The 21,656-nt window shown below is 69.1% G+C and carries 20 protein-coding genes, 1 tRNA gene and 1 pseudogene; 7 read left to right on the plus strand and 15 right to left on the minus strand.

Going from position 1 to position 21,656, the window contains the following annotated elements; genetic code table 11:
- The first annotated feature begins 71 nt into the window (after positions 1-71).
- From gnd to PFX91_RS17680, 7 genes are all read left to right on the plus strand, one after another.
- A complete protein-coding gene (gene gnd, locus PFX91_RS17650) occupies positions 72-965 on the plus strand; it encodes a phosphogluconate dehydrogenase (NAD(+)-dependent, decarboxylating) (RefSeq protein ID WP_285733273.1) in 894 nt (297 codons plus the stop codon).
- 108 nt (positions 966-1,073) lie between these two features.
- Entirely contained in the window at positions 1,074-2,207 is a 1,134-nt protein-coding gene (gene recF, locus PFX91_RS17655; RefSeq protein WP_285733274.1) for a DNA replication/repair protein RecF, read from the plus strand.
- A 145-nt stretch (positions 2,208-2,352) separates the two neighbouring features.
- Positions 2,353-2,790 carry a DciA family protein gene (locus PFX91_RS17660; RefSeq protein WP_285733275.1) on the plus strand — a complete coding sequence of 146 codons (438 nt, stop codon included), beginning with the start codon at positions 2,353-2,355 and terminating at the stop codon, positions 2,788-2,790.
- Positions 2,791-3,255: 465 nt separating this feature from the next.
- Positions 3,256-5,190 (plus strand): DNA topoisomerase (ATP-hydrolyzing) subunit B, encoded by a 1,935-nt coding sequence (gene gyrB, locus PFX91_RS17665; RefSeq protein ID WP_285733276.1) that lies wholly within the window; start codon positions 3,256-3,258, stop codon positions 5,188-5,190.
- Positions 5,191-5,266: 76 nt separating this feature from the next.
- Positions 5,267-7,864 carry a DNA gyrase subunit A gene (gene gyrA, locus PFX91_RS17670; protein WP_285733277.1) on the plus strand — a complete coding sequence of 866 codons (2,598 nt, stop codon included), beginning with the start codon at positions 5,267-5,269 and terminating at the stop codon, positions 7,862-7,864.
- 108 nt (positions 7,865-7,972) lie between these two features.
- Positions 7,973-8,692 carry a DUF3566 domain-containing protein gene (locus PFX91_RS17675; protein WP_285733278.1) on the plus strand — a complete coding sequence of 240 codons (720 nt, stop codon included), beginning with the start codon at positions 7,973-7,975 and terminating at the stop codon, positions 8,690-8,692.
- A 136-nt stretch (positions 8,693-8,828) separates the two neighbouring features.
- Positions 8,829-8,902: transfer RNA gene (locus tag PFX91_RS17680), tRNA-Ile, on the plus strand.
- Positions 8,903-9,119: 217 nt separating this feature from the next.
- Here PFX91_RS17680 and PFX91_RS17685 read toward each other — a convergent pair.
- The 15 genes and pseudogenes from PFX91_RS17685 to PFX91_RS17755 all read right to left on the minus strand — a co-directional run bounded on the left by PFX91_RS17685 (position 9,120) and on the right by PFX91_RS17755 (position 21,555).
- Positions 9,120-10,517 (minus strand): extracellular solute-binding protein, encoded by a 1,398-nt coding sequence (locus tag PFX91_RS17685; RefSeq protein WP_285733279.1) that lies wholly within the window; start codon positions 10,515-10,517, stop codon positions 9,120-9,122.
- The gene (locus tag PFX91_RS17690) at positions 10,514-12,937 is read right to left on the minus strand and encodes a trypsin-like peptidase domain-containing protein (protein WP_285733280.1); all 2,424 of its coding nucleotides are present in this window, start codon (positions 12,935-12,937) and stop codon (positions 10,514-10,516) included. The genes PFX91_RS17685 and PFX91_RS17690 overlap by 4 nt, the downstream gene beginning before the upstream one ends.
- A complete protein-coding gene (locus PFX91_RS17695) occupies positions 12,937-13,260 on the minus strand; it encodes a trypco2 family protein (protein WP_285733281.1) in 324 nt (107 codons plus the stop codon). The genes PFX91_RS17690 and PFX91_RS17695 overlap by 1 nt, the downstream gene beginning before the upstream one ends.
- A gap of 357 nt (positions 13,261-13,617) precedes the next feature.
- The gene (locus PFX91_RS17700; protein ID WP_285733282.1) at positions 13,618-14,106 is read right to left on the minus strand and encodes a gas vesicle protein K; all 489 of its coding nucleotides are present in this window, start codon (positions 14,104-14,106) and stop codon (positions 13,618-13,620) included.
- A gap of 19 nt (positions 14,107-14,125) precedes the next feature.
- Positions 14,126-14,425 carry a gas vesicle protein gene (locus PFX91_RS17705; RefSeq protein ID WP_285733283.1) on the minus strand — a complete coding sequence of 100 codons (300 nt, stop codon included), beginning with the start codon at positions 14,423-14,425 and terminating at the stop codon, positions 14,126-14,128.
- Positions 14,422-15,213 (minus strand): GvpL/GvpF family gas vesicle protein, encoded by a 792-nt coding sequence (locus tag PFX91_RS17710; RefSeq protein WP_285733284.1) that lies wholly within the window; start codon positions 15,211-15,213, stop codon positions 14,422-14,424. The genes PFX91_RS17705 and PFX91_RS17710 overlap by 4 nt, the downstream gene beginning before the upstream one ends.
- Positions 15,200-15,652 (minus strand): gas vesicle protein, encoded by a 453-nt coding sequence (locus tag PFX91_RS17715; RefSeq protein WP_285733285.1) that lies wholly within the window; start codon positions 15,650-15,652, stop codon positions 15,200-15,202. Before PFX91_RS17715 ends, PFX91_RS17710 begins: the two co-directional genes overlap by 14 nt.
- Before the next feature lie 84 nt (positions 15,653-15,736).
- Entirely contained in the window at positions 15,737-15,982 is a 246-nt protein-coding gene (locus PFX91_RS17720; protein WP_285733286.1) for a gas vesicle protein GvpG, read from the minus strand.
- Between the two features lie 42 nt (positions 15,983-16,024).
- A complete protein-coding gene (locus PFX91_RS17725; RefSeq protein ID WP_285733287.1) occupies positions 16,025-16,753 on the minus strand; it encodes a GvpL/GvpF family gas vesicle protein in 729 nt (242 codons plus the stop codon).
- Positions 16,750-17,169: a gas vesicle structural protein GvpA gene (locus tag PFX91_RS17730; protein ID WP_285733288.1), complete on the minus strand. Its 420-nt coding sequence runs from the start codon at positions 17,167-17,169 to the stop codon at positions 16,750-16,752. The genes PFX91_RS17725 and PFX91_RS17730 overlap by 4 nt, the downstream gene beginning before the upstream one ends.
- A 70-nt stretch (positions 17,170-17,239) precedes the next feature.
- Positions 17,240-17,548 carry a gas vesicle protein GvpO gene (locus PFX91_RS17735; protein ID WP_285733289.1) on the minus strand — a complete coding sequence of 103 codons (309 nt, stop codon included), beginning with the start codon at positions 17,546-17,548 and terminating at the stop codon, positions 17,240-17,242.
- Positions 17,549-18,034: 486 nt separating this feature from the next.
- A pseudogene (locus PFX91_RS17740) lies at positions 18,035-18,346 on the minus strand (sodium:solute symporter family protein); the annotation flags it as partial.
- A 184-nt stretch (positions 18,347-18,530) separates the two neighbouring features.
- Positions 18,531-18,917 carry a RidA family protein gene (locus PFX91_RS17745; RefSeq protein WP_285733291.1) on the minus strand — a complete coding sequence of 129 codons (387 nt, stop codon included), beginning with the start codon at positions 18,915-18,917 and terminating at the stop codon, positions 18,531-18,533.
- A 41-nt stretch (positions 18,918-18,958) separates the two neighbouring features.
- Positions 18,959-20,269, minus strand: a complete 1,311-nt coding sequence (locus PFX91_RS17750) for an alanine racemase (protein WP_285733293.1) — start codon at positions 20,267-20,269, stop codon at positions 18,959-18,961.
- On the minus strand, positions 20,266-21,555 hold the full coding sequence (locus PFX91_RS17755) for an amidohydrolase family protein (protein WP_285733295.1): 1,290 nt from the start codon (positions 21,553-21,555) through the stop codon (positions 20,266-20,268). Before PFX91_RS17755 ends, PFX91_RS17750 begins: the two co-directional genes overlap by 4 nt.
- Between the last annotated feature and the right edge of the window lie 101 nt (positions 21,556-21,656).

Genomic DNA, 21,656 nt, shown 5'->3' on the forward strand with positions numbered 1-21,656 from the left:
GTATCTGCCGAAACGATCCGTGATCCGGACCGTTCGGCCCTCCAACCACAGGCGGCGAAGGGGAGCAGCACATGCAGCTCGGAATGATCGGTCTCGGCAAGATGGGCGGCAACATGGCCGTCCGCCTCCGGGAGAAGGGTCACGAGGTCATCGGCTACGACAGGTCCTCACCGGAGCGCGACGTCGACACCTTGGTCGAGCTGGTCGGTCGTCTGGCGGCCCCGCGGGTGATCTGGGTGATGGTCCCCGCGGGCGAACCCACCGCCTCGACGGTCGCCGAGCTGGGCGACCTGCTGGAGGAGGGCGACCTCGTCATCGAGGGCGGCAACTCCCACTACGCCGACGACCGCATCCGTGCCAAGTCCCTGGCGGAGAAGGGCATCGGTTACCTCGACGTCGGCGTCAGCGGAGGGGTCTGGGGCCGTCAGAACGGCTACGGCATCATGGTCGGCGGCCCGCAGGAGGACGTGGAGCGCGTCCGTCCGATCTTCGACGCGCTGACCCCCGACGAAGGCGGCGGCTTCGTCCACGCCGGACGTGTCGGCGCCGGGCACTTCGTGAAGATGGTCCACAACGGCATCGAGTACGGCATGATGCAGTCCCTCGGCGAGGGCTATGAGCTCATGGTCGCCTCCGGCCTCGTGGACGACGTCCCCGGCACCTTCGAGAGCTGGCGTGAGGGCACGGTGGTGCGCTCCTGGCTGCTCGACCTGGTCTCCAAGGCCCTGGAGGAGGACCCGGACCTGTCGAGCCTGCGCGGTTACGCCGAGGACTCCGGTGAAGGGCGCTGGACCGTCCAGGCCGCCGTGGACCTGGCGGTCCCGGCCCCGGCGATCACCGCCTCCCTCTACGCCCGGTTCGCCTCTCGCCAGGACGACAGTCCGGCGATGAAGGTCGTGGCGGCACTGCGTCAGCAGTTCGGCGGACACCCGGTGCACCGGGCCGAGACGTCCTCGGACGTCTGAGCCGCCCACCACCCCTCGCGCATCTGGGGGCGCGCCGACCACGGACGCCCCCCGGACCCCCCTTCCCCGCTCCGTTCTCCCGTGCCGCTGTTTCAGGAGGAAGGCCGGATGTACGTATCCCACCTGCAACTGGCCGACTTCCGCTCCTACAGTGAGGTCCTGCTGGAGATGGGCCCCGGAGTGAACGTCTTCGTCGGCGCCAACGGTGAGGGCAAGACCAACCTGGTCGAGGCGGTCGGCTATGTCGCCACCCTCGGCAGCCACCGGGTCTCCTCCGACGCCCCGCTCGTCCGCCAGGGCGCGCCCCGCGCGATCATCCGGGCCAAGGTGGTGCGCGACGACAGGTCCATGGTGGTGGACCTGGAGCTCAACCCCGGGCGGGCCAACCGTGCCCGGATCAACCAGGCGCCCGCGGGGCGCCCCCGTGACGTCCTGGGGATTCTGCGCGCCGTACTGTTCGCTCCCGAGGACCTGGCCCTGGTCAAGGGTGACCCGGGTGAGCGGCGACGTTTCCTCGACGACCTGCTGGTGGCCCGCACACCCCGCATGGCGGGTGTGCGGGCGGACTACGACAAGGTGCTCAAGCAGCGCAACGCCCTGCTCAAGTCGGCCTCCGGTCGGATGTTCGGACAGCGTTCCAGGCCCGACCTCGGCACGCTGGAGGTGTGGAGCGACCACCTGGCGGAGGCTGGCGCCGAACTGCTGGCCGCCCGACTCGAACTGGTGGAGGAACTGCGTCCGAGGATCGCCCGGGCCTACGCCGGTCTGACCGACTCGGGCGGCCCCGCCGTGCCCCACTACCGGAGCGGGGCGTTCCCCGAGGACGAACCGCCGCCGACCAGCCGTCCACAGCTCGCGGAGGCGCTGCGCGCGGCCATGGACGAGGCCGGGGAGCGTGAACTCCAGCGCGGCGTCAGCCTGGTGGGACCCCACCGCGACGACCTCCACCTGTATCTGGGGGAGCTGCCCACCAAGGGCTACGCCAGCCAGGGCGAGTCCTGGTCCTACGCGCTCTCGCTCAAGTTGGCCGCCTTCGACCTGTTGCGCTCCGACGGCGACGACCCGGTGCTCATCCTGGACGATGTCTTCGCCGAGCTCGATAGCGAACGTCGCCGCAGGTTGGTCGAGCGGGTACGGGACGCCGAACAGGTCCTGGTGACCGCGGCGGTGGCCGAGGACATCCCCCAGGAGTTGGACGGGGTCCGGTTCGGGGTCCGTGAGGGGGGCGTCGAGAGTGAGTGAGGGTCGTCCACACCCTGTGGAACGTCTTCCCGCCTCCGGTCGCGGGATGTGGGGCGGTGACGGTTCCCCTCCACAGCCTGTGGACAAAGGTCGACGGGCGGCCGGACCGCCTTCCTCGCCTCCCTTGTCTCCCTCCTCCGCTCCGGTGACCTCCTCCGTCGGCTCGGGAGCGGACCTGGCCCGCCAGGCGCTGGCCCGTGCCCGCGCCGAGGCCAAGGAGCGGGGAGCGGTGCCGCGCGGCGTCGCGCGCTCACGCCCGCGTGGCCGATTGCGGCCACGCAACGAACCCCAGATGTTCGGTGAGGCGGTGCGCACATGGCTGATCGAGCACGGCTGGCAGGAGCAGGTGGCCGTCGGTGGCGTGTTCGGTCGCTGGTCCGACATCGTGGGCGAGTTCAATGCGAAGAAGCTCCGTCCCGAGAGCTATTCGGACGGCGAACTCGTCGTGGTGGCCGATTCCGCGACGATGGCGACCCAGGCGCGGGCGATGGTGCGTGATCTGATGCGCCGTCTCAACCAGGAGTTGGGTGAGGGGACGGTGGTCTCCATCAAGGTCCGGGGCCCGGGTTCCCGGCGGCGTTGAGGGGGACCGCGCCGACGCGTTCGACTCCCGACCCGTCCACAGCCTGTGGATATCCGCAGATCAGTGCCTGTTCTCCCCTTCGGGTGGATGCCGGGAGCGCGGACGTCGACCGCCGGAGCGTGTTCTCCTGGCACCCCGCCGTGATCGCCACTCAACTGCACCGGGACTTGCCCGGAGGGTCTCCCGCGTGTAGGGACTCGTCTCCCTCCCTGAACGGTCGTTGTGGTGCGGCACAGGGCCGTCGATGCCACTTTGTCGTACCGCGCGGGGTATCATGAAGACGGTTCTTCAGACGCCTGTAGCCGGTACCACGCCCCCAAGAAGAGGATGGGCGGACGGGCCTGCGGCGGACGGTGATCTCCCAGGTGTCGCGGCATGTCGGCCCTTCCGATCACCCCGTCACGGGTTGACCGTCGTCCGCTCGGCCGCGGACGGCAGGCGTCCCCAGCAGGAGGGTGTACCCACTTGGCCTACGACGCTCGATCAATCACGGTTCTGGAGGGGCTTGAGGCGGTTCGCAAGCGCCCCGGAATGTACATCGGTTCCACCGGGGAGCGGGGCCTGCACCACCTGGTCTACGAGGTGGTCGACAACTCGGTCGACGAAGCACTGGCGGGGCACGCCAGCGCCATCGAGGTGACCCTGCTGGCCGACGGCGGAGTGTGCGTCGCCGACAACGGTCGCGGCATCCCCACCGACCTCCATCCCGTGGAGAAACGCCCCGCCGTCGAGGTCGTGCTCACCACGCTGCACGCGGGCGGCAAGTTCGACGGTAAGTCCTACGCCGTCTCCGGCGGTCTGCACGGCGTCGGCGTCTCTGTCGTCAACGCCTTGTCCTCCGCCCTGGACGTGGAGATCCGCCGCGAGGGGCACGTGTGGCGCCAGCACTACGAGATGACCGTGCCGGGGAGCCTGGTCCAGGGTGAGGAGACCGAGGAGACCGGTACCCAGATCACCTTCTGGCCGGACGAGAACATCTTCGAGACGACGGTGTTCACGTTCGAGACCCTGGCTCGACGCATGCAGGAGATGGCCTTCCTCAACAAGGGACTGTCCATCACCATCCGCGACGAGCGGCCCGAGTTCACCGACGGCGGCCCGACGGTCAACACCTTCCACTACCAGGAGGGCCTGTCCGACTTCGTCCGGCACATCAACACCAAGAAGGAGCCGGCCCACGCCTCGATCATCTCCTTCGAGGAGGAGGGCGAGGGCATCGCGGTCGAGGTCGCGATGCAGTGGAACCAGTCCTACACCTCGTCGGTGCACACCTTCGCCAACACCATCAACACGGCGGAGGGCGGCACCCACGAGGAGGGTTTCCGCGCCGCGTTGACCACCCTGGTCAACCGGTACGCGCGAGACCAGAAGCTGCTGAGGGAGAAGGACGACAACCTCACCGGCGACGACATCCGCGAGGGTCTCACCGCGATCATCTCGGTCAAGCTGGCCGATCCGCAGTTCGAAGGCCAGACCAAGACCAAACTGGGCAACACCGAGGCCAAGTCCTTCGTCCAGAGGGTCACCAACGAGCACCTGCGCGACTGGTTCGAGCGCAACCCCGGAGAGGCCAAGGACATCGTGTCCAAGGCCAGCCAGGCGGCGCGCGCCCGCATCGCGGCCCGCCAGGCGCGCGACCTCACCCGACGCAAGACCCTGCTGGAGTCCACCTCCCTGCCCGGCAAGTTGTCCGACTGCCAGTCGACCAACCCGGAGGAGTGCGAGGTCTACATCGTCGAGGGCGACTCCGCCGGCGGATCCGCCAAGGGCGGACGCGACCCCCACCACCAGGCGATCCTGCCCATCCGCGGCAAGATCCTGAACGTGGAGAAGGCCCGGATCGACCGCATCCTCAAGAACGCCGAGGTGCAGGCGATCATCACGGCGCTGGGCACCGGTATCCACGAGGACTTCGACCTCGACAAACTGCGTTACCACAAGATCATCCTCATGGCCGACGCCGACGTGGACGGCCAGCACATCCGCACGCTGCTGCTCACGTTGCTCTTCCGCTTCATGAAGCCGCTGGTCGAGGCCGGCCACGTGTACCTGGCACAGCCTCCTCTGTACAAGATCAAGTGGGACCAGCGCGGTGCCGACGCCGACTACGCCTTCTCCGACGCCGAGCGCGACCGGCTCATCGAGGCCGGGATCGCCGCCGGCAGGAAGGACCCCAGGCCGCGCGACCTGGTCCAGCGGTTCAAGGGTCTGGGCGAGATGAACGCCAGCGAACTGTGGGACACCACGATGGACCCCGCACGACGGGTGCTGCTCCAGGTCAGCCTGGAGGACGCCGCCCAGGCGGACGAGATGTTCAGTGTGCTCATGGGTGAGGACGTGGAGTCGCGTCGTTCCTTCATCCAGAGGAACGCCAAGGACGTCCGCTTCCTGGACATCTAGGGAACCCCGCGTCCGGGGCGATCGCCCCGGACGGTGGACCACGCTCGAACAAGCTTGATAGAAGGGATCGACATCCGTGACGGATGCGAACAACCCGGACGCCCCTGAGGGAGTGGACTCCTCTCTGGAGGCCCCCGCGCGGCCCGCCGACCGGATCGAACCGATCGACATCCAGGTCGAGATGCAGCGCAGCTACCTCGACTACGCGATGTCGGTCATCGTCGGCCGGGCCCTGCCCGACGTCCGAGACGGCCTCAAACCGGTGCACCAGCGCGTGCTCTACGCGATGTACGACGGCGGCTACCGCCCCGACCGCGGGTACTTCAAGTGCGCCCGCGTCGTCGGCGACGTGATGGGCAACTACCACCCGCACGGCGACAGCGCCATCTACGACACCCTGGTGCGCCTGGCCCAGTGGTGGTCCATGCGCATGCCCCTGGTGGACCCCAACGGCAACTTCGGTTCCCCGGGCAACGACCCCGCGGCGGCCATGCGCTACACCGAGTGCAAGCTCGCGCCGTTGGCCATGGAGATGCTCCGGGACATCGACAAGGAGACCGTCGACTTCCGTCCCAACTACGACGGTCGCTCCTCCGAACCCGTGGTGCTGCCCGCCCGTTTCCCGAACCTGCTGGTCAACGGCTCCTCGGGTATCGCGGTCGGCATGGCCACCAACATCCCGCCGCACAACCTGCGCGAGGTGGCCGACGGTGTCAACTGGTACCTGGACAACCCCCAGGTCGAGGACGAGGAACTGCTCGACGCGCTCATCGAGCGGATCAAGGGCCCGGACTTCCCCACGCGCGGACTCATCGTCGGCAAGCGCGGCATCGAGGAGGCCTACCGGACCGGGCGCGGCTCCATCACCATGCGCGCCGTGGTCGAGGTCGAGGAGGACCCGCGCGGACGCCAGACCCTGGTCATCACCGAGCTGCCCTATCAGGTCAACCCGGACAACCTCGCGCTCAAGATCGCCGACCTGGTCAAGGACGGCAAGGTCACCGGCATCGCCGACGTGCGCGACGAGAGCAGCGGTCGGACCGGTCAGCGCCTGGTCATCGTGCTCAAGCGCGACGCCGTGGCCAAGGTCGTGCTGAACAACCTCTACAAGCACACCCAGCTCCAGGAGACCTTCGGCGCCAACATGCTCGCGCTGGTCGACGGGGTCCCCCGGACCCTGCGCCTGGACCAGATGATCCGGCACTGGGTCAAGCACCAGATCGAGGTCATCGTCCGACGGACCCGGTACCTGCTGCGCAAGGCCGAGGAACGGGCGCACATCCTGCGGGCGTTGCTGCGGGCCATGGACCGCATCGACGAGGTCATCGACCTCATCCGCGCCAGCGCCTCCGCCGACGAGGCGCGCACCGGCCTGATGGGCCTGCTGGAGATCGACGACGTCCAGGCCCGCGCCATCTTGGACATGCAGCTGCGCAAACTGGCCGCGCTGGAGCGCAACCAGCTCACCTCCGAGTACGACGAGCTGATGGCGCAGATCGCCGACTACAACGACATCCTCTCCTCGGACGAGCGTCAGCGGAGCATCATCCGCGAGGAACTCGGCGAGATCGTGGAGAAGTACGGCGACGAGCGGCGCACCCACATCGTCCCCTTCGAGGGGGACATGCGCATGGAGGACTTCATCGCCGAGGAGGACGTGGTCGTCACGATCTCCCGCGGTGGGTACGCCAAGCGCACGCGTATCGACAACTACCGCGCCCAGAAGCGCGGCGGCAAGGGTGTGCGCGGCGCCCAGCTCAAGCAGGACGACATCGTCCAGCACTTCTTCGTCACCACCACCCACCACTGGATCCTGTGCTTCACCAACCAGGGCCGGGTGTACCGCACGAAGGCCTACGAGCTGCCCGAGGCGGCCCGCGACGCCCGAGGCCAGCACGTGGCGAACCTGCTCCCGTTCCAGCCGGGCGAGGAGATCGCGCAGATCATGGCGCTGCGCGACTACGAGGCCGCGCCGTACCTGGTGCTCGCCACCCGCGAGGGCCTGGTCAAGAAGTCCCGCCTGGAGGACTTCGACTCCGCGCGTTCCGCGGGCATCATCGCGATCAACCTGAGGGAGGGCGACGAGCTCATCGCCGCGCGTCTGGTCTTCCCCGACGACGACCTGCTGCTGATCTCCAGCGACGCCCAGGCGATCCGGTTCCCCGCCTCCGACGAGTCGCTGCGTCCGATGGGGCGCGCCACCAGCGGTGTGATCGGGATGCGCTTCCTGGAGGGCGACTACCTGCTGAGCATGGACGTCATCCGGCCCGGCGACGGTTCCACGGACGTGTTGGTGGCCACGGAGAACGGCTACGCCAAGCGCACCCTCGCCGAACAGTACCCGGTGCAGAACCGGGGCGGTAAGGGCGTTCTGACGGCCAAGGTGGTGGAGGCGCGCGGCAAGCTCGTGGGCGCCATGATGGTCGATCCCGAGGTGGACGAGATCTTCGCGATCACCTCCGCCGGCGGGGTCATCCGCACCGGTGCCGCCGAGATCAAGCAGTCCGGACGCACCACCATGGGCGTGCGCCTGATGAACCTGGACAACGGCAACAAGATCGTGGCCGTGGCGCGTAACGCCGAGGCCGCCGAGGAGGACGCCGTCGACGCTGAGGAAGGCTCCGTCGACACGGTCGAGGACATCGTCGCCGAGGAAGGCGACCCGCAGGTCTAGACTGCGCGTTAAGCCCCATAAGGGACGCGGGGTCCGGACGAACCGGACCCCGCGTCCCCGGTAGCGCCAATTACCCGCCCTCAAGGAAAGTCCAGCGGTAACGTTTCTATGTCTGACAACCAGCGGAACACCACCACGAACGAATCCGAGCCGGAAACGGCGGAGACCGCCGGCAGCGGGGACGTGGAGACGGCCGGGAAGGACACGGCGAGGACGGGGGGCACCGTGGCCGCCGAGGCCTCCGGAGAAGACGCTCCGGCCACGACGGAGGAGGGCTCCGCCGAGGCCGAGAAGGTCGTCGCCGAGGACGACCCGGCGAAGGCGGAGGAGCCGGCGGCCCCCACCGGAGCGGACGTGGCGGAGGACCGCGCGCAAGCGGGGGGAACGCCAGTGTCCGAAACGAAGTCGTCGGTGCCCAAGGGCCCGAACGCCGTGAAGGCGACCATGTCCAGCCGGAAGGCACACCTGACGGTCTCCCGTGTGGAGCCCTGGTCGGTGATGAAGTTCAGCTTCGTCGTCTCCCTGGTGTGCTTCATCATCCTGTTCGTGGCGGTCACGGTGGTCTACGTGACGCTGTCGATGCTGGGCGTGTTCGAGGAGCTGACCAAGATGATCACCGCGCTCCTGGAGGGCGACGGTGGCGAGGACGAGCTCGGGCTCAACCCCGCCGCCTGGTTCTCACCGGGGCGCGTGCTGGGCTACACCGGTGTGGTCGGCGCACTGAACATCGTGCTGATCACCGCGCTGTCCACGGTGGGGGCGATGCTGTACAACCTGGTCGCCGACCTGGTGGGAGGCCTGGACGTGACGCTCTCCGAGGCGGAGTAGGCGGTTCCGAGCACTCCCGTACGGGGGTAAAATGGGAGGTGAAGAGGGGCGCGTGGACCGCGTCCCGATTCACTTCCGCCTCCGCTCACCGGTTCGCTCCGGTCCTGAGGATGCGGTAGAGTTCCACTCGGAACGAGGGCGTATAGCTCAGTCGGTTAGAGCGCATCCCTGATAAGGATGAGGTCCGTGGTTCAAGTCCACGTACGCCCACACAGTGTGTGAATCCCAGAGCCTTGCTCCTCCATCCGGAGAGCGAGGCTCTTTCTCTTGCGGCACTCCCCCACGTGGAAGTCCCGTCCTCCTTCCGTCGGCGCCCGCGCTCCCCGGCACCGAGCGGTGTCGACAAGGCGCCGAACCGACACCAGGGGGAATCGCCATGTCGACTCGTCTCCCCGTCGACATGGCTCCCCGCCCGAAGGAAGCGCGGTCAGTCGCATGAGCCGACCCGACCCGCGAGCGCGGCGTTGAGTTCGCACACCATGTCGTCGGGGTGCGGGTCGGGGGCGAACGGGTTGAGTTGGGTGTGCACGTGGTGGCGCAGGACCTCGCTCACATACGGGTAGTACGGGGTGCGCGGGCGCAGCCTTCCCTCCTCGACGGCGTCGCGTAGGCGGGTCCAGTACTCGCTGTCCGCCGGGTCCTCCGACTCCAGTTGGTAGCCGCTGCCGCGCGAGGGAAGCAGGCCGGACGCGTGGAGGTCCTCCTGCGCCTCCCTGCCGGTCAGGGACCTGACCAGGCTCCAGGCCTGGTCGGGGTGGCGCGATTCCTCGGTGACCGCCAGGCTGTGGCCGCCGAGCACCGCGACGGGCAGGGGCAGCACCCCGAAGGCCGGATCGTCTCCCTCCGCCTCACCGCCCCAGCCGACCCAGGTGAGGCCTTCCTGAAGGGTCTCGTCGCTCTGGGCGTCGGCTCTGAGCCGGGAGACGGCCCGGGGCCAGTGGCGCATGAACACCACGTCACCGCTGCGGAACCGGTTCAGGCTCTCCGCCTCCGTCTCCTCCAGGGCCGCGCGTGGGATGACACCGGTCTTCTCCTCACCGGGGTTCAGGCCCTCCTCCAGCACGCGCAGTCCTTGGAAGTCCCCGCTCGCGCTGGTGGCCACGGGGCAGTCGCCCCCTTCGTCCGCTTCGTGGAAGATCCCTCCGCCACCGGTGTCCGCTCCGGAACGGTCGTCCAGGATGAACTCCAGGGCGTTCACGGTCAGCCCCTCGTAGTTGCCGAACTGGCCGGTGTACCCGTGGGCCAACCCGTGTTCGTCCCGTACCTCCTCCGCCAGTTCGAGCAGCCCGCGCCAACCGTCGGTGGCGGTCCGCTCGGTGATCTCCTCCGGATCCACCAGGTCCGCGCGGTAGTAGAGCAGCCCGACGTCCATGTGGAACGGCACCGCCCACGCCTGGTCGCGATGACACACGGCGTCCCGGGACCGATCCAGGAAGCCGCCCCATCCCAGGAGTTCGTTCTCGGTGTCCACCGGTAGCAACCACTCCCGTTCGACGAACTCCGGCACCCACTGGTTGTCGAGCGCCAGGACGTCATAGGTCAGATCGTCGGACTGCATCGCCACGGCCAACTGGGAGCGCTGCTCGTCCGCCTCGGGGGCCAGCCACTGAACGTCGACCCTCCAGCCCTCGTTGGCCTCCTCCCACCGTTGGACGAGCCGCATGTACACCCCGTCCTCACCGGACTCCTCCGTGGCGGTGACGTCCACGGCCAGGGCGATGCGGACCACCTGGTCATCCGGTGCCGTGCACGCGGTCGGGCCCAGTAACAGAAGCGGCAGCGCGGCGCATGCGAGGGTGTGGGGTAGGGCCGGACGAGTGCTCACCGGGACACCGCCCGCAGTCCGGCCACGATGCCGTAGACGACCTGGTCGAGTTCGTCGCCGCGTGGATGGTGACACCGGACTCCGGCGCTCGCCATCCGGCTGAGCAGCCCATCGCCTCCGCAGCCCTCGTTGCCCACGGACACCACGTGCACCTGCACGTGTTCGTCCAGCGCCTCCAGAGCGTCGGCCACGTCCTCGGCCTCGGCGCCTCCTCGGGGTTCCGGCAGAGCGACACCGTCGGTGAGCACGATGAGCGCGCAGGCTCCGGGGTGGCCGGGGCGGTCGACGCATCCGGCCAACTCCTCGGCCCCGTCACGGATCGTGTCGGCGAGTGGGGTGGCCGGGAACTCCGCCCGTAACGCGGCGATCGCGGCGCCGGCCGACGCCTCCCGTTCCGGGTCCATGGCGGGCTCGGGGGGCAACAGGTGTTCCTGTTCGGTGACGTCGTCGCCCGAACCGTCCTTCGGAAAGGCCCAGATCCCCACGGTGTCCTGCTCGCCCAGGAGGCCGATGGCGCTTCGCGCCAACTCCTGTGCGGTCTCCAACCGTGTACCTCCGGTACCGGGGCCGGTCATGGAGTCCGACCGGTCGACGGCGAGCAGCACCTCGATCGGGGTTCGGGATCGCTCCTGTTTGTGCAAGGTCTCCTCCAGTCGCTCCCGCCACTCCCCCGACTCGAACTCCGCGGGCGCGGGCACCGCCTCAGGGTGTGCCAGTACGTCGTCCTCACCGAGGGCGAGGCCGTCCACGGCGCGGTAGCCCTCGAAGGCGTCCGATCCCATGTCCCGGTTCTGGGTCATCCACCGTTCGAACTCCCCCACCGCACGTCCCGTTCCGTCGTCCCCTCCCCAGTGCAGACGGACGAACGGGTGGTCCAGGTCGGGCGCGTCGGCGAAGTAGACCGGTACCAGGGGCTCCTCGGGTTTCTCCGACCGCTGGCCGCATCCTGGACCCAGAGCCCCTCCCGCGTTGTAGGTGTGGATCGCGTACTCGGTGCCGAACACCCCGACGGCCGAGGGGGAGACCTCCCCGCTGCGCAGGGCGCACAACAGACCGAGGTTGCCCTCGGCGTCGAGCCCGGCCGACGTCACCCTGCTCTCCGCCAGTTGGATCGCCTCGGCGTTCTCCGGGCCTCCGTAGGCCGAGTACAGGGCGTCGGTCTGGAGCAGTGCCGAGGTCGACGCCTCCGGTGAGGGGCGGGCGAGGAGGATCCCGGCCTCGGCGGCGGCCGTCGCGCACTCGGCCAGGTTCGAACGCGCGCCCTCCGGGTCGGTGCCCGCGCAGGCGGGGATGTCGGCGGCCGAGGCGGGGAGCCCCAGTACCAGTGGGGTGATCCTGGTGGAACCCGTCACGGTCAGGCCGGGCGTGTTCTCCGCGTCTTCGGGTAACAGTGCGATGTCGGCCGTGGAGTCGGGCAGCCAGACGTGGGGTCGTGGCCCCTCCCGCAGGTCCTCCCATCCCGAGCCCAGCAGTTCGCGCGTGCGTTCGGTGCCTCCGGCCGTGGTGACGCTGACACGGACCGGAACGCAACCGTCCTCCTCCCTGCCCCGGTGCGCGGAGAAGTCGACGGCGGAGCGTTGGACGGCCTCGAGCTGGTCGGGCGTGGTGAGCACGACGAGTTCGCCGGGCGGGGCGCACGCGGCGTCCGAACCTCGGAGTTCGTCCAGAAGAGGGCCCGGCCAGACCAGGGCGAGGAAGGCGGCGAGTACGGTGCACAGCACCGTGGAACGCACGATCCAGTGCCTGTGCGTCGCGCGCCTTCGGGCTTTCCTCAACCATGCGAACCGCTTCAAGAACGCGAACCGCGTGGGGACGAACCATGGTCGTCTCCCGGTGTCCTCCTCCAGCAGACGGACGAACTCCGGGTCCTTGGCGAGCCGGTGGGTACGGTGGGCGCGCAGGTCCCCGGTGTCGAGTTTGTGGACGGCGATCACACCGACGAGCAGGCCCTTGGTGAACACGGCGGTGCCGGAGAACCCGTTCCAGGGGACGTCCTTGGTGTACTCCCGTTGAACGCTGAGCACGAGGTCCCCGCTGACGATCCCGTCGAGCGGGCGCAGGCTGCCCTGGAGATGCTTGACGTCCCGGCGGTGGTCGTTCGCCGCGAGGTCCGGGTAGCCGAGCGCGTCGTACCGTTGCGGGTCGTCACCGAAGAACCGGCCCCAGTGCACCGGGGGACAGTGCCGTGCCTTCTCCAGCCGCAGCAGGGCGACGTCCAGGTGTTCACTCGTCCAGCGGACGGTGCACCGGACGAACTCTCCCGGTGGGTCGACGCCCAGGCGTACGTCGACGTTCTCATGGCCTTCGAGCACGTGGGCGGCGGTGAGGACGAGGGAGGGACCGACGAGGTAACCGGTCCCGCCTCTGACGCCTCCCCCGCGCGCCCTGACGCAGACATCCGCGATGAGCCTCTTGTCCACTACCGCAGGTCCCTGTCGTCCTTCCAGCGCGGTCCGCTCTCGGACGCGATCGCGAGGCGGCCACCGTCCGCTCTGGTGAGGGCCAGCGTGAGCGTGAGCCTGTGCACGTTCCTGGCGCCGATCTTGCCGTCGGCGCCCGCGGAGACCACACCGAACCCCACCCCCGCCTTCCCCGAACCCTCCTTGCGCACTTCCAGGAGCAGTTCGACCTCGGCCTCGACGATCTCGATGCCGATCTCGTGTCCTTCTCCCTCCTTCTGTGCCGTGGAGAGTTCCTGACGCAGGCTGTCTATGGCTTCGGCCAACCCGATGTTGGGGGACACCTGATGACTCCTGGAGGTTGTCGGTCGAACCGGCGGAGACAGGGCCGGGGGGTGGGGTGCGTCACACTTTCGCCCCCAGTCTCCCATGCCGTTCTGTCGGTAATAAGGCTTTTTTCGCTGTATTCCATGTGTCTCGGACGCTCTGGCTCGTTCTCGCAGGCTCTGCGCCCTCACGACGGTTCAGGCCTATGTCGACTCGTCGATCCGTCGACGTGTCGCCGGCGATTCCGGGGCCGGCCGGCGTTCCTCGACGGCCTCCGCTCCGGACGGGGCCGACCGCTCCTCCCGTTCGGGAACAGGCCTCGCCCGGCCGGCGCCCGGACCCTTCGGCGCCGACCTCGGGAAGGGGCGAGGGACCTACTCCCCCTCGCCGTGGTCCCTGGGCAGGAGGGATCCCAGGGGGCCCAGGTCGATGTTCAGGTCGGCGACGGACAGCCCGTAGCGCTCACGCAGCTCGGTCATGCGCTCCTCCAGCAACATCAAGGTCATCCCGATGCGCTCCTCCTGCTCCTCGGTCAGGTCGCCCACGTCCACACGACGCAGGGCCTGCCTCTCCATGAGCTGACGCACCAACTCCACCACCGTGAGCACCAACTTGATCAGGTCACGCTCGACCGTGTCGGGTTCGGTCTCGATCCTGTGGCGCAGACGCCCTCTCTCCGTCTCCGCCGGCGGGGTGGTCGCACCACGGCGCGCGGTGGCGTCCAGAGCGTTCTGGAGTTCGCCCAGGATGTCGCGTTCGCCGCCGGTGTCCGTCACCTCGTCGATGTCGCGGACCACCGCCGCCTCGACGGGTTCCGGGGAATCCTCCACCCGGCGGGGAGGTCCGTCGCTTCCTTCCGCCATACCGCTCTCTCCCCTGGGCTCAGTCCCGACGGATCCATCCGCTCAGGGGATGTCCGCCCTCCCAAGGGGAGGACACCTCCTCGTCGATCGACGACACCAGGGCTCTCAGGGAGACCCGGACCAGGTCGACGTCGGCGATGGAGATGGTCAGGTCCCCCGTGACCAGCACCCCCTTGGCCAGGACGCGGTCGAGCAGGTCGACCAGGGAGATGTCCCTGGAGGCCAGGGGGTGGTCCTCGCCCAGCATCCGGCTCACGGAACGGTCCTGTTCGGAGAACGGGACCTCGGGAAGACCGGTGGGGTCCGGGTCCCGGCTCACGTGTTCACCTCCGACGGGCGCCCGGTGGCGAAGGAGTAGGGCGCCCACGGCCCGGAGACCTCGATCCTGACGCCCTCCGGTGCGTGAGAGTCCAGCTCGCGCGCGGTGGCGAGGAAGGCCTCCACCCGTTCCTCGTCCACGAGGTAGGCGTTGTTCATCACGTTCTCCCCCGACGCCTCCGACAGCGCGGCGCTCTGGGGCCGGTGCCGCTCGCGGGCCCACGCGAGTCCTCCCAGGACCTCGTCGGCGCGTTCGCACAGCTCGACGGCCCTCTGCCAGGTGTCGTCGCGGCGGTCACGCTGCTCTTTGCGCCTGCGCAGGTAGGCCCTGCCCGGGTTCGCCTCCCCGGAGGAGGGGCGGGCGGGTGGGACCGAGGGCGCGGGTGCCTCGGCGTAGACCTTCACCCCCAGTTCGACCCGTCCCGCCAGTTCCCGCAGGGCCGCCTCGAAGGCCTCACCGTGCTCTCTGAGGACCTCGCGTACCCGCTCATCTGAGTGGTAGACCGTGGCCAACCTCAACGGCACGGTGACGGTGCGACGTCCGACCGCCTCCACCACGCCGTGGTGGGCTCGGGCGACCTCCTCCAACCAGCGCAGGTCCTCCAGACTGTTCCTGAGCGCCTGTTCACCGAACTCGTGCAGAGGGACGGTGCTGACCACGGCGGTCAGCCGAGCCTCGGTCACCACGTGAACGGGATGGCCGCCGACTCCGGTCAGCCCGTCCACGGCTCCGGCGTCGAAGGGGCGGCACACCGCGTAGACGTAATCGGCGTACTCAGGCGGGCCCATGGTCCTCCTCCCCCTCGGCCGGGCGCGGAGCGAAGTCCCGCTCGGAGGGCTCCTCCCGTGGCCCCCACCGGGCCGAGTGCGTCGGCGCGGCGGTGACCTCCGCCGTCCGGTGCTCCTCCAGGGCCGCCACGCGCTCTCGCAGGCGCCGGTTCTCCTCGGCCAGTTCCTCGTCCTCACGTCGCCTCGCGCGGGAGGAGAGGGCCGGATCGTGCTCCCACCAGTCGATGCCCATCTCCTTGGCCTTGTCCACCGAGGCGACGAGCAGACGGAGCTTGACCGTGAGGAGTTCGATGTCCAGCAGGTTGATCTGGATGTCCCCCGCGATCACGACCCCTTTGTCGAGCACGCGTTCCAACACGTCGGCGAGGTTGGCGGCGGAGGAACCGCCGGCGGATCGGATCTGTCGTGGCTCACCACGCCAGGGCGTCGGTTCGCTCATACGTGCCCTTTCCTCCCTCGGTTCGCCGCTCCCCCGGTGGTGGGCACGGTCCCCGTCGTGGTGCCCACAGAACCCTTCCCGCCGTCATCGCAGACCCTGGTACCTCTCGGCCTCCTCCAACCGGTCCAGCAGCGCGTCCTCCAGACGGTCGAACTCCCCCTCCGACAGTTCGCCGTCGTCGAACCGCTCGTAGAGCTCCGCCAGCTGTCTCCGGATACGTGAGGTGTCGTACTTCTCCTGCTCGGCGGCCTCCAGAACCTGGCGGGTCGTCCAGTCGACGAACCGGATCGGGGCCGCCGGGGCGGTGAGTATCGCGCTGAGGAGGCCCATGTCCTCCTCCTTTCCGGATGGGAACCCTCGTGGGGCCGGTCATCACTGCGGTGACGTCACGAAGCTGTACGGGGGCAGGGGTCCGTTGACACGCACCTCCATGTAGGCGTCGAACTCCCGTCGGAGCCGCTCGGCCTCACCGAGGAATTCCTCGGCCCGGTCCCGGTGCACCAGGAAGGAGACGTTGGCCAGGCAGCCGTCCACGAGCGGCCCCTGGGCCGTGCGCTCGGCGTGTTCGGCCAGGGGCTCGACGACGGCGCCGGAGTCGCGCTGCTTCAGCTCCTCCAGTGCCTGGGCCACCTGCTCCCCGAAGGCCATGCGTTCGGCGGGCGTGCCTCCCCCGGCCTTTCTCAGGGCCTCGTTCCTGGACCTGAGCCCCTCGTCCTCGCCGAGCACGGTCCGAAGGGCCGCCTCCTCCACGTGTGAGGCCTTGACGTTGAACTCCACCCGGTCCTCCAGTCGGTCGAGCAGAGTGGAGTAGTGGTCCGCGAAACGGCCGAGCTCGGCGGCGACGGTGTCGTCGTCCTCGCTGACCGCTCCGAAGCGCATGGGCAGTACACCGTGGTTCCGGGCCAGCCGCTGGAGCACCTCCTGGTGGGCGGCCAGGTCACGTCTTTTGGCCCTCAGCCCCTGGGGGGCGTCGCTGACGGCCGCGGCGATCCCGTGGGCGCGCACGAACCGTACCGGGGGCGCGTCCTCACCGACGCCGGACAGTTCCATCTCGTCCAGTGACCCGTCGTCGTGGACGAACCCGTAGACGTAGGTGCTCACTCCTTCTCCTCCTTCCTCTTGGACGAGGTGCGGCGGCGAGCGTGCGCGGGCTGCTTCTCCTCGTCGCGGTCCTCGTCCCGTCCCTTGGAGAAGGACTCGGAGATGGCCTCGGCGGCCCCGGTGAGAGCGCCCTTGGACTTGCTCCGCGAACCCTTCTCCATGCCGCTGTCGAGGAGGTCGGGAAGCCCCGCGCCTCCGCTGGCGGCCAGGTCCAGACGGTTGCACGCCTCGGCGAAACGCAGGTAGGTGTCGACGCTGGCGACCACGATGCGCACGTCGACGGTGAGAAGTTCGATACCCACGAGCGAGACCCTGGCGAACACGTCGATGACCAGGCCCTTGTCGAGGATGAGGTCGAGGATCTCGTAGAGATCGCCGGAGCCGCCGCCTCCCCCGGTCTGTTGCATCACCGTCATCGGAACCGTGTTCCTTTCCTCGGACGCGTACGGAGGGAGGGGCTTTCGCCCTCGCTCGGGGCGACCGGCCTCATGGGGTGTCGGAACGTCCGCGTGTGTAGCGCTTGGTGCGCCTGTAGCCTCGGATCTCCCCTTCGGAGTCCAGTTCCACGGTGTAGGTGGCCAAGAGGCTCATCGTGTCCGGAATCCGCCGGAGCTCGACCGCCTCGATGGTCAGATCCCACCCGTCCTCGGATCGCTCGAACCCGGAGACCCCCTCGATCTCGATCCCGGTCAGCTCCTGGAACTGCCTCTGCGCCTCGCGCACGCGCCCCGCCAGACTTCTGCGGCGCTTCGTGGGAGGGGCGGAGCCGTTGTCACCCTCGTCGTCCTGGCTCATGGATCTCCCGCCCACCGGCCACGTTCGGACTTCTTCTCTGTTTCTCGGGCGCACCCGTTATCAAAATAGGGCAAAACGCCCTATATGGGATAAAAGGGAAAGTGCATGAATATTTACTTTCCCAAGGCCATGGGCGGGAGGCTCGAACCCGTGCGAGGCCCCGGCGTGTGGACCCGGCCCTGTGCCGGATCGACGACGAGAGCGGCCGCCATGTCGACACGTCCACATACCCGCATGGCGACGTGCCCCCATGTGGACAGGTCGCCATCACGGGGCCTGAACGTCCACGGGCCCCGTCGCCTCCTCCTTGGAGACCTGGGTGCGCGGGGTGACGAGGCTGACGACCACCCCCACCACCAGGGCCGCGAGGAGCGAGGGGATCACCGCGTTGCCCCAGAAGGCGGTGAAGGACTCCACGTTGTCGACGCCCAGGGTCGCCACCGAACCTCCCGGCATCGAGGCGATTGCCCCTGCCACCTTCTCGGTGACGCCCTTCACCGCACGGCCGGCGCCGTAGTAGTGGCTCATCTTCTCGGCGAAGGTCATGAAGCCGTGCTTTCGCACGTCGGAGAAGAGCCACAACAGAAGGAAGACGCCCGCCGCCCCACCGATCCCGTACGGCATGCCGGCCCAGCCGTTCTGGTGGGCGAAGCCCACCGCGCCCAGGCTGGAACCGGTGCCGACCAGGGCGGCGAGGGTACTGCCCATCACCAGGGGAGTGCCGAGCTCGCGTTCCGCGAGCGGGAAGTCCTCACCGCTGCTGGTGCGTCGGGTGACCCACCGGCCGATGCCCAGCATGAGGAGGACGGCGATGAGCAGGGCCGTCAGGTAACCCGGATGGGCTTCGATCGTGGTGTTTCTCCAAGGGTGGGACGGGGATGTCGCTCGCGTGTTCGAGGGGAGAGCTCCTGGAGCGCGCGGAAGGAACGGGGACGCCCGGCCGAACCGGCGCCGGACACCCCCTGGGCGGTGCCGGCCCTCTCTACCCGGCCGGCTTGTACAGCACCGCGTCGACCTCGATGAGGAATCCGGGGAGATCGGCTTGGACCGTGGTGCGCACGGGGGGCTCGTCGCCGAAGTACTCCGCGAACACCGTGTTCATCGCCGGGAAGTCGTCCATGTCGCGCAGGTACACCCGTGCCTGGACGGCGTCGGCCAGGCTGGATCCCGCGGCCTTGGCGACGGCGGCGAGGTTGTCGAAGGTCGCGCGGGCCTGCTCGTCGAAGGACCCGTCCACCAGTGAGCGGTCGGTACGGTGCGGGGTCGCACCGGCGAGGTGGACGAAGTCCCCGGCGATGACCGCCTGGGAGTAGGGGCCGCCGGGCGGTGCGGCGTCCGGGGCGTTGACGATCTGCTTCTTCTTGCTCATGTGCCTTCCTCTGGTCGGGGTGCGCCGGACGACCGGCGCGTTCAGAACAGGGTGCGGACCGCGTCCACGATCCGATGGTCGGAGTCGAGCACCGGGATCAGCGGCCACTTGTCGAACACCGTGCACGGGTGGGACAGCCCCAGTTCGACCACGTCCCCGACCCTGGGCGCGGTGTCACCGGTGTCGGTGAACTCGAGGAAACCGTGGTGGTCGTTGAGTTCGACGACGCGTGTCCCGTGGTCCAGCGGTGTCCTGGCGTCCCCCCGCAACAGAGCCCGGGGGACGGGGAGGTCGATGTCGAACGACACGTCGCGCTTACCGACTCCCAGGAGCGCCCGCCCCGGCTCGGGACACGAGAGCACGCGCGCGTAGCAACTGAGGGCGGGGCGCAGGGGATCGGGATCGGCGGAGGAACGCAGGGGCGAGGTGCGTTCCATGAACAGGTCGTCGTGGGTGAGGTAGCAGCCCGACCGGACGATCCTCCGTACCGGGCGTGACAGTTGCGACGGTGCCGACAGGGCATCGGCCACCAGGTCCGGGTAACTGCTGCCACCCGCGGTGACGATCACCTCCGAGGCTTCGGAGAACAGCCCCTCGGCGTCGGCGCGCCGCGCGAAGTCGAAGAGGCGGTCGAGCCAGTCACGGACCCGGGCGGGCGAGTCGTCGTCCCTGCGTTGGGGGAAGACCCCCTCGAAGGCCTCGACTCCGACCAGGGTGAGGTGCGTGGCGGCGGCCACCGCCCTGGCCAGGGAGAGGGCCCCGTCCACGTCGCGGACACCGGTGCGCCTGCCCTCGACCCCCAGCTCCATCAGGACCGGCAGGGGCCGTTCCGCGCCGGCCAGGGCGGATTCCATGATCCGCGCTCCGGCCTGGGAGTCCACCAGGCACAGGACCTGGAACGACGGGTCGGACAGGGCGTCGCGGATCCAGGCGAGCTGGCCCTCCTCCACGACCTCGTTGGCGATCAGGACGCGCTGGACGCCGAAGGAGCGCATCGTACGAGCCTGTGCGACGGTGGCCGCGGTCAAACCCCACGCTCCGTGTTCCAACTGCGCCGACCACAGGTGCGGCGACATGGTGGTCTTGGCGTGGGGTGCCAGGTCGAGCCGTCGCTCCGCGCACCAGCGGGCGAATCGGTGCAGATTGTGCCGCAGGGCGGACTCGTCCAAGGTGACGGCGGGCAGCCACAGATCGCGCAGGCGCAGACCTGCGGAACGGACCTCCGAGGCCGTGACGGGGCTGTGCGGAAGGGAGCGGGCCTCGACCGGAGTGGCGTCCAGTGCGGCCAGCGCGGCGGAGGGCAGTCTCGCCCCCGCGATCGAAGACGCGGTGTGCGCATCGGTGTCGGTCACTGTGCTGTCCCCTGCTGTTCCGGGCCCGCCACCGCTTCGGGGCGGGGGAAGTGTTCGTCGAAATCCTCAGCGCGGTCCAGGTACCGGACGGAGGTCCGCACCCGTTCGCGGCGGTCGTCCTCGGCACACCGTTGGGCTTGGCTGAGCGGCACCCACGCGGGCGGAGGCTCGGCGGCGCGCGGCGAGAGCAGTCGACCGGCGGCGTAGGTGGCGATGTTGCCGAGGCGCATCGGTGCCTCGCGCACGCCTCCGTGTACGTCGACGGTGGGAAACCTGCCTTCTTCCACGGAGAACACGGCGATGTCGGCGGTGGCTCCGACCTCCAGGGTTCCGGCGGCCAGTCCGAGCGCACGCGCGGGACGCACGGTGGCCGCCGCCACCGTCTCGGGCAGTCCCATTCCGGCGGCCAGTGCCTTGCCCATGACGGTCGGTAGGTCGAAGGCGGGGCCGTAGACGGAGCGGATGTGCAGGTCGGTGGAGACGATGGGATCGATACCGGCGGCCAGTTCCGCCTCGAACACGTCGAAGTCGAACGCGCCCGACCCGTGGCCCAGATCGAAGACGACTCCACGGTCACGCAGACGTGACAGGGCGTCCGTGGGACGTCCGTCCGCCACCAGGTCGGTGGCGACCCCCGTGGCGCAGTGGGTGAGGATGTCCCCCTCCTCAAGGTACGGGGCGACGTCGGGGAGCCCGGGCGGGCCGTAGCCGATGTGCACCATGAGCGGTCTTTCGATGCGTCGCGCCAGTTCGGCCGCTCGGCGGAGCGGTTCCAGGCCGTGTGCCCCCACCGTGTGGCGGTCGATCCTCGCCTTGACCCCCCTGACCAGGTCCCCCTGCCGGGCCGTCACGGCGACGGCGGTGTCCACGTCGAGGTTGTCCAGTACGTGGTGCTCACCGGTGCGTCCGACCAGACCGAGTCCGGAGACGTTGATCAGCGCGTGGACGCGGAACGGGACGGGATCGACGACGAAGCGCCTGAACCCCTCCAGCGCGTAGGCTCCGGTGGATCCGGCGTCGACCCAGGTCGTCACACCGGTACGCCAGGCCAGGGGCTCGGGGTCCAGGCCCCAGTAGGTGGCGCCGTGCCACACGTGCGTGTGCATGTCCACGAGCCCCGGCAGCACCAGGTGCCCGGAAACGTCCACGGTCTGGGACGCGCGGGACCTGGGCAGGGCGGTCTCGACGGCGGCGATCCGTCCCGCGTGCACGGCGACGTCGGCGGTTCCGTCCCGTCCCGAGGCGGGGTCGATGACGCGGCCGCCGTGGAGCAGCAGGTCCCACATCCCGACCACCTCCTCTTTTGTTGCATTATGCGCAACAGTGTTGCTTATATTTCACCAGCTTGAATAGCATTCCGTGGTGTCGCAGGTCAACACCCCGCGTG

The sequence above is a fragment of the Nocardiopsis sp. ATB16-24 genome (assembly GCF_030271535.1).
Lineage (GTDB): Bacteria > Actinomycetota > Actinomycetes > Streptosporangiales > Streptosporangiaceae > Nocardiopsis.